Below are 13,871 nucleotides of genomic sequence, written 5' to 3' on the forward strand. Positions count from 1 at the left end.
TCGTGGGAAGCAGTGAGATGAGCGAGTACGTACCCGTTTTCGAAATGTCGATGCCGATCCGCTGGGGTGACATGGACGCGTTCGGCCATGTCAACAACACGGTCTATTTCCGCTACATGGAGCAGGCCCGGATCTCCTGGTTCGAGCAGTTGGGCATCGCGGGCGGCAATGGCGAGGGGCAGGGGCCGGTGATCGTCACCGCCTCGATGGAGTTCCTCAAGCAGCTGCACTACCCGGGCGACGTGATCGCGCGGATGACGGCCGCCAAGCCCGGCCGCAGCAGCTTCGACACCGGCTTCGAGCTGAGCCGCGCCGACGATCCCAGCCAGCTCTACGCGCGCGGCAACGCGCGCTGCGTGTGGGTCGACTACGCGCTGGGCAAGTCCACGCCGCTGCCGGAGCTGCTGCGCGAGACCATCGAATCGGCGCTGCGCCAGCGCGTCGCGTAAGCCGGCGTTCCTTCCTTCGCGCCGCGGCCGGCGTGCCCGATGCGGCACGCCGGCCGCGGCCTCACTGGCCGAGCAGGCGCTGCATCAGCTCGGCGGTGTTTCCCGTTCCGTACTTGCGCATCAGCCGCGCCCGGTAGATGTCGACCGTGCGCGAGCTGATCTCCAGCACCCGGCCGATCTGCTTGCTGGTCTTGCCGGTGGCCAGTTGCGCGGCGATCTCGCGTTCGCGCGGCGTGAGCTCGACGGCCACCCGGCGCGTCGCGCTCAGATCCTCGAAGGTCCAGATGCCGTCGGCCAGCGGCGCGGCGCGGTCCAGCGCGCGCCCGGTCACGTGGCACCAGAACAGGTCGCCGTCGGCGCGCTTCATGATGCGATCGTCGGCATAGCTGCCGGTCGCGCCCATCACCTTGGTGATCCGCTCGCCGATGCGCTGGAATTCGTCCGGCGAGGGGTAGAGCACGCGATACGACTGGCCGATCAGGTCGGCGCGCTGGCAGCGGAACATGGTGGCCAGCGCGTCGTTGCAGTCCTCGATCACGCGGTCGCGCGACAGCACGAGCCCGATCGGGGCGAGATGGAAGGCGGTCTGGTAGTCGAGTTCGGGCATCGGGCGGAAGTGGTCGGGCGCGTTCCCCGCGCCTGCGGCGAACGCTTATGTATTTTTGCGTATTGTGCCGCATCGGCCGGCCATCGTACCCTTTCCAGCAGTGACTCCCCCGGTGGCCGGCCTTCAAGGCAGGGTCATCGAGGCCTGTCTAGAATGATGCGGCGGGTTCGTCGCGCATCGCGAACCGGTTCGGCTGGTTTCCATAGAGGAAGGGACAGAAACATGAACAAGATCTACCCAGGCGCGGCTGCCGCGCTCGAGGGCATCGTCGCGGACGGCCAGACCTTCGCGGTCGGCGGCTTCGGCCTGTGCGGCATCCCCGAGGCGCTGATCGCCGCGCTGCGTGACAGCGGCGTGAACGGCATCACCTGCATCAGCAACAACGCCGGCGTCGACGGCTTCGGCCTCGGCCTGCTGCTCGAGACGCGGCAGATCCGCAAGATGATCTCGTCCTACGTGGGCGAGAACAAGGAGTTCGAGCGCCAGTACCTGGCCGGCGAGCTCGAGCTGGAATTCACGCCGCAGGGCACCCTGGCCGAGAAGCTGCGCGCCGGCGGCGCCGGGATCCCGGCCTTCTTCACCAATACCGGCTTCGGCACCGTGATCGCCGAGGGCAAGGAAACGCGCCAGTTCGGCGACAAGCACTACGTGCTGGAACCCTCGCTGACGGCCGACGTCGCCCTGGTCAAGGCCTGGAAGGCCGACAAGTCCGGCAACCTGATCTATCGCCGCACCGCGCGCAACTTCAACCCGATGTGCGCGATGGCGGGGCGCATCACGGTGGCGGAAGTCGAGGAGATCGTCGAGAACGGCGAGCTCGATCCGGATCACATCCATACGCCGGGGATCTTCGTGCAGCGCCTGGTGCTGAACGCGACGCCGGAAAAACGCATCGAACAACGCGTGGTGCGCGCAAAAGGAGACTGACATGGCTTGGAATCGTGACCAGATGGCCGCGCGCGCGGCGAAGGAACTGCAGGACGGCTTCTACGTGAACCTCGGCATCGGCCTGCCGACCCTGGTGGCCAACCATGTACCGGCCGGCGTCGAGGTCTGGCTGCAATCGGAGAACGGCCTGCTCGGCATCGGCCCCTCGCCGACCGAGGAGGAAATCGACGCGGACCTGATCAATGCCGGCAAGCAGACCGTGACGACCCTGCCGGGCTCCTCGATCTTCTCCTCGGCCGATTCGTTCGCGATGATCCGCGGCGGCCACATCAACCTGGCGATCCTCGGCGCGATGCAGGTCAGCAAGAACGGCGACCTGGCGAACTGGATGATCCCCGGCAAGATGATCAAGGGCATGGGCGGCGCGATGGACCTGGTGGCCGGCGTCAAGCGCGTGGTGGTGCTGATGGAGCACGTCGCGAAGGGCGACCAGCACAAGATCCTCGAGGAGTGCAACCTGCCGCTCACGGGCGTGGGCGTGGTGGACATCATCATCACCGATCTCGGCGTGATCGAGGTGACCGAGGCCGGCCTCAAGCTGGTCGAGCTGGCCGAGGGCGTGAGCGTCGACGAGATCAAGGCCAAGACGGGCGCGCCGCTGGACGTCAGCGCGGTGTCCTGAGCGAAATCGAGGTCGTTCCGGTGTCGCCGCCCGGCGACGCATGCCGGTGAGCAACGCCCCGCGATCGGTTCGACGCGGGGCGTTTTGTTTGGGTTGGCCTTGTGTGTTGCGTGCCGTATGTGCTCGCCGCCGTCACCGAGGCCGCGCCCGGTTCCGGGCGCAAGCCGCGATCGAAGCGGTTTAGAATCGACCCGGTCTGCGCGCGGGCCGTTCCGGGCCCGCCGGTCCGCCGGCCCGGCCGGCCCAACGCGAGGACGCGTCGATGCCCGATTCCCTTCCGCCTTCCGCCACGCCGCGCGAGCGCCACCTGCAATGCGCGAGCCCGGCGGGCCTGCACCGGCTCGCCTATACCGAATGGGGCGATCCCGACAACCCGCGCGTGCTGGTCTGCGTGCATGGACTGACGCGTTCCGGTCGCGATTTCGACCGGCTCGCGCTGGCGCTTGCGGATCGCTATCGCGTGGTCTGCCCCGACGTGGCGGGCCGCGGGCGCTCGGGCTGGCTGGCCGATCCGCGCCTCTATGGCCTGCCGCAATACGTGGCCGACATGGTCACCCTGATCGCGCGGCTCGATGTCGAGCGGGTGGACTGGTTCGGCACCTCGATGGGCGGCCTGATCGGCATGCTGCTCGGCGGGCTTCCCGGCACGCCGATCGCGCGCATGCTGATCAACGACGTCGGCCCGCGCATCGAGCCCGACTCGCTGACACGGATCGGCGAGTACCTGGGCAAGGACGTCCATTTCGAATCGGAGCAGGCCGGCATCGACCATCTGGCTTCGCTGGCGGCCTCGTTCGGGCCGCTGTCGGGAGAGGAATGGCGCGAGATCAATGCGCCGCTGCTGCGCCCGGATGCCGAACAGGGCGGCTGGCGTGTGCGCTACGACCCGCGTATCGCCGAGCCGTTCCGCGCCACCACGCCGGAGCAGGCGGCGGCCGGCGAGGCGGTGCTGTGGCGCTCGTTCGAGGCCTTCGCCGGGCCGGTGCTGGTGGTGCGCGGTGCCGAATCGGACCTGCTCTCGGCACGGACCGTCGAGGACATGAGGGCGCGCGGCCAGGCCGTGTCGAGCGTCGAGATTCCCGGCGTCGGCCACGCGCCGGCCTTCCTCGATTCGGCACAGATTACGATCGCCTGCCGTTTTTTCGACCAGGACGCGTCATAATATGCAGTTCGGCCGCAGCGCCCCGGGCGAATCCCGCCCGAGGCGCCGGCCGCCTTCCTTCATCACTTTCCGGGAATTTCCATGGCAGTCATCCGTCACCACGTCGGTCCCCGTCTTTCCGAAACCGCGGTCTACAACGGCACCGTCTATCTCGCCGGCCAGATCGCCGAGGACACGAACCAGGACATCAAGGGCCAGACGCAGGAAGTGCTGGGCCATATCGACCGCCTGCTGGCCGAAGTGAACAGCGACAAGGCCAACCTGCTGTCGGTGCAGATCTACATCACCGACATGGCCAATTTCCCGGCCATGAACGAAGTCTGGGAAGGCTGGGTGGTGCAGGGCGCCACGCCGCCGCGCGCGACCGTCGAGGCCAAGCTCGCGAACCCGGCCTGCCTGGTCGAGGTGGTAGTGGTCGCCGCGCAGAAGAGCTGAATCGTTTCGTGATTTTCCTGCCGGTCCGTCGATGAATCTCGATTCCGTTTCCGCGGCCACCGCGTCGCCCGAGTTCGAGGACGTGCTCGCCTTCGTGCGCGAGCACGCGGGCGAGGCCTGCCTGTCCTCGGGCGAGCGGCTCGTCGATCACGCGGCCGGCACGGTGGCGCTGATGCGCACGCTCAACGTCGATCCGCAGGCGGTGCGCGCCGCCGCGCTGTTCGCGCTGACGCCGCACCTGAGCGATCCCGAAACCGAGATCGCGCAGCGTTTCGGCGAGGAGGTCGCCCGGCTGGTGGCCGACGTGCGCAAGCTGCTGCGACTCGGCACGGTCAGCCTGATGGCCGCCAAGCAGGTGCCCGAGGGCAATCGCGACGCGCAGGCCGAGCGCCGCGCGCAGATCGAGGCGCTGCGCAAGATGCTGCTGGCCTTCGCCCAGGACATCCGGGTGGTGGTGATCCGGCTCGCCTCGCGCCTGCAGTCGCTGCGCTATTACGCGGCCGCCAAGATCGAGCCGCCGCCCGACGTGGCGCGCGAGACGCTCGAAATCTACGCGCCGCTGGCCAACCGGCTCGGTATCTGGCAACTGAAGTGGGAGCTCGAGGATCTCGCCTTCCGCTTCGAGGATCCGGTTACCTACAAGCGCATCGCCAAGCTGCTCGACGAGAAGCGCGTCGAGCGCGAAGCCTATGTCACGCAGGCGATCGCGCGGCTCGAGCAGGAGCTGGCCGCCGCGCAGATCCCGGCCGAAGTCAGCGGCCGGCCGAAACACATCTACAGCATCTGGCGCAAGATGCGCGGCAAGGAGCTCGATTTCTCCGAGCTCTACGACGTGCGCGCGTTTCGCGTGATCGTCCCCGACATCAAGGATTGCTATGCGGTGCTGGGCATCGTCCATCATCTTTGGCAACCGGTGCCGCGCGAGTTCGACGACTACATCTCGCGCCCCAAGCCGAACGGCTACAAGTCGCTGCATACGGTGGTGATCGGCGACGACGGTCGTGCCTTCGAGGTGCAGATCCGCACCCAGGAGATGCATCGCTTCGCCGAGTACGGCGTGGCCGCGCACTGGCGCTACAAGGAGGCCGGCACGCGCGGTTACGGCGGCCAGTTCTCGGCCAGCGACAAGTACGACGAGAAGATCGCCTGGCTGCGGCAGTTGCTGGCCTGGAAGGACGAGATCGCCGACGGCTCGCCCGAGAGCGCCGGCAACGAGGCCTGGGCGCAATTGCGCGAGACCTCGCTCGATGACGACCACATCTACGTGCTGACGCCGCAGGCGCGTGTGATCGCGCTGCCGCACGGCGCGACGGCCGTCGATTTCGCCTATCACCTGCACAGCGAGCTGGGGCACCGCTGCCGCGGCGCGCGCGTCGACGGCGCGATGGTGCCGCTCAACACGCCGCTGGCGAACGGGCAGACGGTGGAGATCGTCGCGGTCAAGGAGGGCGGCCCCTCGCGCGACTGGTTGAACCCGCAGCTCGGCTACCTGCAGAGCGGCCGGGCGCGGCAGAAGGTGCGTGCCTGGTTCAACCTGATCGACCAGCAGGAGATCATCACGCGCGGCCGCGCGCAGGTGGAAAAGACCTTGCAGCGCGAGGGCAAGACCTCGGTGAGCCTCGACAGCCTGGCCGCGCGGCTTGGGTTCAAGGCGCCCGAGGAGCTGTTCGCGGCGGTCGGCAAGGAAGAGTTCAGCCTGCGCAATATCGAGCAGGCGCTGTCCGATGCGCCGCCGCCCGAGCCCGAGATCGAGGTGCCCGAGCAGTTCGAGAAGCGCAGCAGCGGCGCCAGCGTGGCGCACGGTGCCTCGACGGGCGTGCTGGTGGTCGGCGTCGACGCGCTGCTGACCCAGCTCGCGCGCTGCTGCCGGCCGGCGCCGCCCGATCCGATCAGCGGCTTCGTCACGCGCGGCAAGGGCATGTCGATCCATCGCAGCGATTGTGCGACGTTTCGCCGCATGTCCGAGCGCGCGCCCGAGCGCGTGCTGCAGACCACCTGGTCGGCCGATGTGCTGGGCGGGCGCGGCGCCTCGGTCTACCCGGTCGATCTGATGATCGACGCGAGCGATCGGCAGGGGTTGCTGCGCGACATCTCGGAAGTGTTCGCGCGCGAGAAGATGAACGTGATCGGCGTGAAGACGCAGAGCCGGCGCAATGCGGCGGTCATGCAGTTCACCGTCGAGGTCTCGAATTCGGCGCAGGTGCAGCGCGCCTGCACGCTGCTCGGCGAGGTGCCGGGCGTGGTGCGGGCCTCGCGCAAGACCTGAGGGCGGCATGAAGGCGGGGCGGCGTGGCTGGTCTGCCGCTTTGCACAAAAAGCTTGCCTGCCCGGAAAAAGGTCCATATAATCTCGTTTCTCCAGGCTCGTAGCTCAGTTGGTTAGAGCACCACCTTGACATGGTGGGGGTCGTTGGTTCGAATCCAATCGAGCCTACCAACGACAATCGGCTCCAGCGAAGTTTCATGTGCTGGGGTGGCGGTAGACACTTCTCTACGCACAAGGCGAATACGGTTATGACACCGCGAACGTTGACCGAAGGCATTTCGGAGCGGCGCTAGTCGAGGAACGTTTTCGCCTGTGGTTTGGATGCACCGGAATGCGGCCCCTCGAAAGCGGGGCCGCATTTTTTTTGGTCGATTTTTAACTCATTGCTGCCGCACCCTACCGGCATCACACGGAGATAGCCATGGTTTCGATACGCCTGCCCGACGGCTCAGTTCGACAATACGAGCATCCGGTGACAGTCGCCGAAGTGGCCGCATCGATCGGCCCCGGCCTCGCGAAGGCCGCGCTCGGCGGCAAGCTCGACGGCGAACTGGTCGATACCTCGGCGCTGATCGATCGCGACGCGTCGCTGGCGATCGTGACCGACAAGGACGCCGACGGCCTCGAGATCATCCGCCACTCGACCGCCCACCTGCTGGCCTATGCCGTCAAGGAGCTGTTCCCTGAGGCGCAGGTCACGATCGGGCCGGTGATCGACAACGGTTTCTACTACGACTTCTCCTACAGCCGGCCGTTTACGCCCGAGGATCTCGAGAAGATCGAGAAGCGCATGCAGGAACTCGCCAAGAAGGACGAGCCGGTCTCGCGCCGCGTGGTGTCGCGCGAGGAGGCGGCCGAGTATTTCCGCGGCATCGGCGAGAAGTACAAGGCCGAGATCATCGAGTCGATCCCGTCGAGCGACGAGATCAAGCTCTATTCGCATGGCGGCTTCACTGACCTCTGCCGCGGCCCGCACGTGCCGTCCACCGGCAAGCTCAAGGTCTTCAAGCTGATGAAGGTGGCGGGCGCCTACTGGCGCGGCGACTCGAAGAACGAGCAACTGCAGCGCATCTACGGCACGGCCTGGGCGAAGAAGGAAGACCAGGAAGCCTACCTGCACATGCTCGAGGAAGCGGAAAAGCGCGACCACCGCAAGCTCGCCAAGCAGCTCGACCTGTTCCACATGCAGGAGGAGTCGCCGGGCATGGTGTTCTGGCACCCGAAGGGCTGGACGCTCTGGCAGCAGGTCGAGCAGTACATGCGCCGTCGCGTGAACGAGGCCGGTTATCTCGAGATCAAGACGCCGATGATCATGGATCGCTCGCTGTGGGAGGCCTCGGGCCACTGGCAGAACTATCGCGAGAACATGTTCACGACCGAATCGGAGAAGCGCGACTACGCGATCAAGCCGATGAACTGCCCGGGCCACGTCCAGGTGTTCAACCACGGCCTGCGCTCGTACCGCGACCTGCCGCTGCGCTATGCCGAGTTCGGCTCGTGCCACCGCAACGAAGCCTCGGGTGCGCTGCATGGCCTGATGCGCGTGCGCGGCTTCGTGCAGGACGATGCGCACATCTTCTGTACCGAGGACCAGTTCATCTCCGAGTCGATCGCGTTTAACGAACTCGCGATGAGCGTCTACAAGGATTTCGGGTTCGATCAGATCTCGATCAAGCTGTCGCTGCGCCCTGACCAGCGCGCCGGCACGGACGAGACCTGGGACCGTGCCGAGCAGGGCCTGCGCGACGCGCTGACCGCCTGCGGTCTGGAATGGGAAGAACTGCCGGGCGAGGGCGCTTTCTACGGCCCGAAGATCGAGTACCACATCAAGGACGCGCTCGGTCGCTCCTGGCAATGCGGCACGCTGCAGCTGGACATGGTCCTGCCGGAGCGGCTCGGCGCCGAGTATGTCGCCGAGGACAACAGCCGCCGCCGGCCCGTCATGCTGCACCGGGCGATCGTCGGTTCGATGGAGCGTTTCCTCGGGATCCTGATCGAGCACCATGCCGGCGCGATGCCGTCCTGGCTGGCTCCGGTGCAGGTCGTGGTGATGAATATTGCGGAAAATCAAGCCGAATATGTACGGTCGCTGAGCCAATCGTTGCAAAAACAAGGGCTTAGGGTTGAGGCCGATTTGCGCAACGAGAAGATTAGCTATAAAATACGCGAGCACACGCTCGAAAAAGTGCCGTACCTGCTGGTGGCAGGCGACAAGGAGCGTGAAGCACAAACGGTAGCCGTGCGTGCCCGTGGCGGCGTCGATCTTGGCGTAATGCCGGTCGAAGCCTTCGTTGAGCGTCTGCAGCAGGATCTGCGGGCGTTCAAGTAACCGCCCTGGCAGCGCGGCTCGTTTTTTTAATTTTTAGAGGAAACGTAACATCGCTACTGATAAGTCGTCGCATCGCATCAACGGTGAAATCAATGCGCCGGAAGTGCGTCTGGTCGGAGTCGATGGGGAACCCATCGGCATCGTGAAACTCGCCGATGCCTTCCGCAAGTCGGAAGAGCTGGATGTTGATCTGGTGGAGATCGCGCCGCAGGCCGTCCCCCCCGTTTGCCGTCTGATGGATTACGGCAAGTTCAAGTACCAGGAATCGAAGAAGCAGCACGAGGCGAAGCTGAAACAGAAGGTCATCCAGGTCAAGGAAGTCAAGTTCCGCCCGGGTACCGACGACGGTGACTACAACGTCAAGCTTCGCAACCTGACGCGCTTCCTCGAGGAAGGCGACAAGACGAAGATCACGTTGCGTTTCCGCGGCCGCGAAATGGCTCACCAGGAAATCGGTATGCGCATGCTGGAACGCCTGCGTACCGATCTCGACGAGTTCGGCCAGGTCGAGCAGATGCCGAAGATGGAAGGGCGCCAGATGATCATGGTGCTCGCTCCGAAGAAGAAGAAGTGATCGCGAGGCTGCCGTGCCCGGCACGGCGGCCAGCACGAAGTTCGGCGGGTGGCCCGGCAGGGCGGCTCGCCAACATGACGGCGCGCGGGCAGTGTGCGCGTCGTACACAAGTGGACTGGGTTTCAAAGGGCGGAGCCAGGGCGCAAGCCAGCCGCACACCCACCTCCATCTAATAAACTGGAGTTGTTATGCCTAAGATGAAGACCAAGAAGAGCGCTGCGAAGCGCTTCGTGGTGCGTCCGGGCGGTACCGTCAAGCGCGGTCAAGCCTTCAAGCGTCACATCCTGACCAAGAAAACCACGAAGAACAAGCGTCACCTGCGCGGCGCAACGGCAGTTCATGATTCCGATCTGAACTCCGTCCGCGCGATGCTCCCGTTCGCGTAACCCCTAACTGATACTCCAAGGAGAGAAACATGCCTCGAGTCAAACGTGGGGTAACCGCGCGGGCCCGTCACAAGAAGATCATCAACCTGGCCAAGGGTTATCGCGGTCGCCGCAATAACGTCTACCGCATCGCCAAGCAGGCGGTGATGCGTGCCGGTCAGTACGCTTATCGCGACCGTCGCAACAAGAAGCGTGTGTTCCGCGCACTGTGGATCACGCGTATCAATGCGGCAGTCCGTCAGCACGACATGACCTACAGCGTGTTCATCAACGGCCTGAAGAAGGCTTCGATCGAACTCGACCGTAAGGTGCTGGCCGATATGGCGGTGTTCGACAAGGCTGCTTTTGCCGCGATCGTCAAGCAGGTGAAAGCCGCCGTTGCAGCCTAATTGCGAAATTAGCACTGCGTGGTCAGTTGCAGCGAGGATCCGGTAGTCACGGCCGCTGCAGCGAAAACGGGGCTCATCCGAGCCCCGTTTTTGTTGGATCGAGCGATTCGCTCGCCGAGAACGATTGACGTTGGAAATGATGGGATCAATGGATCTGGACCAGATTGTCGCTGACGCGAAGCAGGCCTTCGAACAGGCTGCCGATATCACCACGCTCGAAAACGAGAAGGCACGCTTTCTCGGCAAGTCGGGCGCGCTGACCGAGCTGTTGAAAGGGCTCGGCAAGCTCGATCCCGAAGCGCGCAAGACCGAGGGCGCGCGCATCAATGTCGCCAAGCAGCAAGTGGAAGGCGCGCTCACCGCGCGACGCCAGGCGCTTGCCGACGCGCTGCTCAACCAGCGCCTCGCCTCCGAGGCGATCGACGTCACGCTGCCGGGCCGCGGCGCCGGTGCGGGCAGCCTGCACCCGGTGATGCGCACCTGGGAACGCGTCGAACAGATTTTCCGCTCGATCGGCTTCGATGTCGCCGATGGTCCCGAGATCGAAACCGACTGGTACAACTTCACCGCACTGAACAGCCCCGAGAATCATCCGGCGCGTTCGATGCAGGACACCTTCTACGTCGACGGCAAGGATGCGCAGGGGCGCCAGCTGCTGCTGCGCACCCACACCAGCCCGATGCAGGTGCGCTATGCGCGCATGAACAAGCCGCCCATCAAGGTGATCGCCCCGGGCCGCACCTATCGCGTCGACAGCGATGCGACCCATTCGCCGATGTTCAACCAGGTCGAAGGCCTGTGGATCGAGGAGAACGTCAGCTTCGCCGATCTCAAGGGCGTCTACACCGACTTCCTGAAGAAGTTCTTCGAGCGCGACGACATCCTGGTGCGTTTCCGCCCCTCGTATTTCCCGTTCACCGAGCCCTCGGCCGAGATCGACATGATGTTCGAGCACGGCAAGAACGCCGGCAGGTGGCTCGAGATCTCGGGCTCCGGCCAGGTGCACCCGACAGTGATCCGCAACATGGGTCTGGACCCGGAGCGCTATATCGGCTTCGCGTTCGGCAGCGGCCTCGAGCGTCTCACGATGCTGCGCTACGGCGTGCAGGACCTGCGCCTGTTCTTCGAGAACGATCTGCGCTTCCTTCGCCAGTTCGCGTGAGCCCGGCGCGTGGCGCGCGTCGTTCGACGCGAGCCGCGCCGCGCTGTATCGATCTAACCTGTTTCGAACGTAGACACCCATGCAATTCCCTGAATCCTGGTTGAGAACCTTTGTCGATCCGCAACTGACGACCGACGAGCTGTCGCATGCGCTGACGATGGCCGGCCTCGAGGTCGAGTCGCTGCGCGCCGCCGCGCCGCCGACCTCGCGGATCGTCGTCGGCCGCGTGCTCGAGGTGGTCAAGCACCCGGGCGCGGACAAGCTGAACGTCTGCCAGGTCGATGCCGGCACCGGCACGACGCTGAACATCGTCTGCGGCGCCCCGAACGTGGCGCCCGGCATCAAGGTGCCGGTCGCGCTGGTCGGCGCGGAGCTGCCGCCCGCCGAAGAGGGCGGCAAGCCGTTCCTGATCAAGCTCTCGAAGCTGCGCGGCGTCGAAAGCCAGGGCATGCTCTGCTCGGCTCGCGAGCTGAAGCTGTCCGAGGATCACAGCGGCCTGCTGGTGCTGCCCGAGGACACGCCGATCGGCCAGGACATCCGCGACACGCTGAACCTGAACGACACGATCTTCGAGATCAAGCTGACGCCGAACAAGGCGGACTGCCTGTCGGTGTACGGCATCGCGCGCGAAACCGCCGCGATCACCGGCGCGCCGCTCAAGCCCGTCGCCTTCCCGCCGGCCAAGGTCGAGCTCGATGAGACGCTGCCGGTGCGCATCTCCGCGCCCGATCTGTGCGGCCGCTTCTCGGGCCGGGTGATCCGCGGCGTGAACGCGCGCGCGAAGACGCCGCTGTGGATGGTCGAGCGCCTCGAGCGCGCGGGCCAGCGCAGCGTCTCGGCCCTGGTCGACATCTCGAACTACGTGATGTTCGAGCTGGGCCGGCCCTCGCACGTGTTCGACCTGGACAAGATCCACGGCGGCATCGACGTGCGCTGGGGCAAGCGCGGCGAGACGCTCAAGCTGCTGAACGGCAACACGGTGGAGCTCGACGAGCAGGTCGGCGTGATCGCCGACCAGAGCCAGGTCGAGAGCCTGGCCGGCATCATGGGCGGCGACAGCACGGCCGTCACGCTCGACACCACGAATATCTATCTCGAGGCCGCCTTCTGGTGGCCCGACAGCATCCGCGGCCGGGCGCGCAAGTACAACTTCTCGACCGATGCCGCGCATCGCTTCGAGCGCGGCGTCGACTATTCGACCACCGTCGAGCACATCGAGCGGATCACCCAGCTGATCCTCGATATCTGCGGCGGCCAGGCCGGCCCGGTCGACGACCAGGCGGTGAACCTGCCGTCGCGCGCGCCGGTGACGATGCGCGTGTCGCGCGCCAATCGCATCATCGGCGTGGCGGTGGCGGCCGAGGAGATCGCCAGCATCTTCACGCGCCTGGGCCTGAGCTTCACGCAGGACGGTGACAGCTTCGCGGTGACGCCGCCGCCGCATCGCTTCGACATCGAGATCGAGGAAGACCTGATCGAGGAAGTCGCGCGGATCTACGGCTTCGAGCGGATCCCGGCACGCCCGCCGGTGGCGACCAGCGAGATGCGCGCAACCAACGAGACGCAGCGCTCGATCCACACGATCCGTCATGCGCTGGCCGCGCGCGACTACGCGGAAACGGTCAACTTCAGCTTCGTCGATGCGGACTGGGAACGCGATTTCGCCGGCAACACCAACCCGGTGCGCCTGCTCAATCCGATCGCCAGCCAGCTCTCGGTGATGCGCACCACGCTGTTCGGCAGCCTGGTCAGCGTGCTGCGCCACAACCTGAACCGTCGCGCCGATCGCGTGCGCGTGTTCGAGACCGGCCGCGTCTACCTGGCCGATGCCGAGGTGGCGGCGGGCGAGCTGAGCGTGGAGGGCTACCAGCAGCCCAAGCGCGTCGGCGCGCTGGCCTATGGCCCGCTGCTCGACGAGCAATGGGGAGCGCCGACGCGGCAGGTCGACTTCTTCGACGTGAAGGGCGACCTCGAGGCGCTGCTCGCGCCGGCCGTCGCGCGTTTCGTGAAGGCCGAGCATCCGGCGCTGCACCCGGGCCGCAGCGCGCGCATCGAACTCGATGGTCGCGCGGTGGGCTGGATCGGCGAGCTGCATCCGCGCCTGATGCAGCAGTACGAACTGCCGCATGCGCCGGTGATGTTCGAGATCGACGCCGAGGCTTTGATCGCGCGCGCGCTGCCGGCGCCGACCGAGGTGTCGAAGTTCCCGCCGGTGCGTCGCGATATCGCCGTGGTGGTCGACCAGCAGGTCGAGGTGCAGGCCTTGTTCGACGCGATCAAGGGGGCGTTGTCGGGCGAGGCATGCAAGTTCGTCCAGAAGGTTGTACTCTTTGACGAATTTCGTGCAAAATCAAACACTTCCGGTGGATTGGCGGCGCACGAGAAAAGCCTGGCATTCCGCGTCACCCTGCAGGATCCGGCCGGGACGCTGCAGGACGAGACGGTCGATCTCGCGATCCAGGCCCTCGTCGAGAGCATGCGGGTCCACGGCGCGCGACTGCGCGGCTGATACGCGGAAGCCGGCCGGGATGCAGCAGGTTCCG

13 protein-coding genes and 1 tRNA gene are annotated in these 13,871 nt (G+C 65.8%); 13 read left to right on the forward strand and 1 reads right to left on the reverse strand.

Annotated elements, in window-relative coordinates; genetic code table 11:
* The first annotated feature begins 17 nt into the window (after nucleotides 1-17).
* On the forward strand, nucleotides 18-449 hold the full coding sequence (locus F3J18_RS14970; RefSeq protein ID WP_013697748.1) for a thioesterase family protein: 432 nt from the start codon (nucleotides 18-20) through the stop codon (nucleotides 447-449).
* 61 nt (nucleotides 450-510) lie between these two features.
* Here F3J18_RS14970 and F3J18_RS14975 read toward each other — a convergent pair whose 3' ends face one another.
* Complete coding sequence (locus tag F3J18_RS14975; RefSeq protein WP_166913217.1) at nucleotides 511-1,056, reverse strand: LuxR C-terminal-related transcriptional regulator; 546 nt, start codon at nucleotides 1,054-1,056, stop codon at nucleotides 511-513.
* 222 nt (nucleotides 1,057-1,278) lie between these two features.
* Here F3J18_RS14975 and F3J18_RS14980 point away from each other — a divergent pair, with 222 nt between their 5' ends.
* The 12 genes from F3J18_RS14980 (at nucleotide 1,279) to pheT (ending at nucleotide 13,837) form a co-directional block, all read left to right on the forward strand.
* A complete protein-coding gene (locus F3J18_RS14980) occupies nucleotides 1,279-1,983 on the forward strand; it encodes a CoA transferase subunit A (protein WP_025098703.1) in 705 nt (234 codons plus the stop codon).
* Nucleotide 1,984: 1 nt separating this feature from the next.
* Nucleotides 1,985-2,626, forward strand: a complete 642-nt coding sequence (locus tag F3J18_RS14985; RefSeq protein WP_047837208.1) for a CoA transferase subunit B — start codon at nucleotides 1,985-1,987, stop codon at nucleotides 2,624-2,626.
* A gap of 262 nt (nucleotides 2,627-2,888) precedes the next feature.
* The gene (locus tag F3J18_RS14990; RefSeq protein ID WP_166913218.1) at nucleotides 2,889-3,788 is read left to right on the forward strand and encodes an alpha/beta hydrolase; all 900 of its coding nucleotides are present in this window, start codon (nucleotides 2,889-2,891) and stop codon (nucleotides 3,786-3,788) included.
* Nucleotides 3,789-3,869: 81 nt separating this feature from the next.
* Nucleotides 3,870-4,223, forward strand: coding sequence for a RidA family protein (locus F3J18_RS14995; protein ID WP_025098700.1), 354 nt, complete (start codon nucleotides 3,870-3,872; stop codon nucleotides 4,221-4,223).
* A 31-nt stretch (nucleotides 4,224-4,254) separates the two neighbouring features.
* A complete protein-coding gene (locus tag F3J18_RS15000) occupies nucleotides 4,255-6,489 on the forward strand; it encodes a bifunctional (p)ppGpp synthetase/guanosine-3',5'-bis(diphosphate) 3'-pyrophosphohydrolase (protein WP_025098699.1) in 2,235 nt (744 codons plus the stop codon).
* A gap of 93 nt (nucleotides 6,490-6,582) precedes the next feature.
* Nucleotides 6,583-6,659 (forward strand) — tRNA-Val (locus F3J18_RS15005).
* 250 nt (nucleotides 6,660-6,909) lie between these two features.
* Complete coding sequence (thrS, locus tag F3J18_RS15010) at nucleotides 6,910-8,817, forward strand: threonine--tRNA ligase (protein ID WP_013697755.1); 1,908 nt, start codon at nucleotides 6,910-6,912, stop codon at nucleotides 8,815-8,817.
* 49 nt (nucleotides 8,818-8,866) lie between these two features.
* Entirely contained in the window at nucleotides 8,867-9,391 is a 525-nt protein-coding gene (gene infC, locus F3J18_RS15015) for a translation initiation factor IF-3 (RefSeq protein WP_080562332.1), read from the forward strand.
* Between the two features lie 188 nt (nucleotides 9,392-9,579).
* Nucleotides 9,580-9,777, forward strand: coding sequence for a 50S ribosomal protein L35 (rpmI, locus tag F3J18_RS15020; RefSeq protein ID WP_004191477.1), 198 nt, complete (start codon nucleotides 9,580-9,582; stop codon nucleotides 9,775-9,777).
* A 29-nt stretch (nucleotides 9,778-9,806) separates the two neighbouring features.
* On the forward strand, nucleotides 9,807-10,166 hold the full coding sequence (gene rplT, locus F3J18_RS15025; protein WP_004192938.1) for a 50S ribosomal protein L20: 360 nt from the start codon (nucleotides 9,807-9,809) through the stop codon (nucleotides 10,164-10,166).
* A gap of 148 nt (nucleotides 10,167-10,314) precedes the next feature.
* Nucleotides 10,315-11,328, forward strand: a complete 1,014-nt coding sequence (pheS, locus tag F3J18_RS15030; protein WP_013697757.1) for a phenylalanine--tRNA ligase subunit alpha — start codon at nucleotides 10,315-10,317, stop codon at nucleotides 11,326-11,328.
* A 79-nt stretch (nucleotides 11,329-11,407) separates the two neighbouring features.
* The gene (gene pheT, locus F3J18_RS15035) at nucleotides 11,408-13,837 is read left to right on the forward strand and encodes a phenylalanine--tRNA ligase subunit beta (RefSeq protein WP_166913219.1); all 2,430 of its coding nucleotides are present in this window, start codon (nucleotides 11,408-11,410) and stop codon (nucleotides 13,835-13,837) included.
* Nucleotides 13,838-13,871 lie beyond the last annotated feature (34 nt).

Origin of the sequence: Burkholderia sp. Ax-1720 (assembly GCF_011753035.1) — a bacterium.
GTDB lineage: Bacteria > Pseudomonadota > Gammaproteobacteria > Burkholderiales > Burkholderiaceae > Burkholderia > Burkholderia gladioli.

Excerpts from the sequence above, each read along its gene's own strand:
- F3J18_RS14975 (WP_166913217.1), bottom strand. The coding sequence starts at position 1,056 with ATGCCCGAACTCGACTACCAGACCGCCTTCCATCTCGCCCCGATCGGG.
- thrS (WP_013697755.1), top strand. The coding sequence starts at position 6,910 with ATGGTTTCGATACGCCTGCCCGACGGCTCAGTTCGACAATACGAGCAT.
- rplT (WP_004192938.1), top strand. The coding sequence starts at position 9,807 with ATGCCTCGAGTCAAACGTGGGGTAACCGCGCGGGCCCGTCACAAGAAG.
- rpmI (WP_004191477.1), top strand. The coding sequence starts at position 9,580 with ATGCCTAAGATGAAGACCAAGAAGAGCGCTGCGAAGCGCTTCGTGGTG.
- pheS (WP_013697757.1), top strand. The coding sequence starts at position 10,315 with ATGGATCTGGACCAGATTGTCGCTGACGCGAAGCAGGCCTTCGAACAG.
- F3J18_RS14995 (WP_025098700.1), top strand. The coding sequence starts at position 3,870 with ATGGCAGTCATCCGTCACCACGTCGGTCCCCGTCTTTCCGAAACCGCG.
- F3J18_RS14980 (WP_025098703.1), top strand. The coding sequence starts at position 1,279 with ATGAACAAGATCTACCCAGGCGCGGCTGCCGCGCTCGAGGGCATCGTC.
- F3J18_RS15000 (WP_025098699.1), top strand. The coding sequence starts at position 4,255 with ATGAATCTCGATTCCGTTTCCGCGGCCACCGCGTCGCCCGAGTTCGAG.
- F3J18_RS14970 (WP_013697748.1), top strand. The coding sequence starts at position 18 with ATGAGCGAGTACGTACCCGTTTTCGAAATGTCGATGCCGATCCGCTGG.
- pheT (WP_166913219.1), top strand. The coding sequence starts at position 11,408 with ATGCAATTCCCTGAATCCTGGTTGAGAACCTTTGTCGATCCGCAACTG.
- F3J18_RS14985 (WP_047837208.1), top strand. The coding sequence starts at position 1,985 with ATGGCTTGGAATCGTGACCAGATGGCCGCGCGCGCGGCGAAGGAACTG.
- F3J18_RS14990 (WP_166913218.1), top strand. The coding sequence starts at position 2,889 with ATGCCCGATTCCCTTCCGCCTTCCGCCACGCCGCGCGAGCGCCACCTG.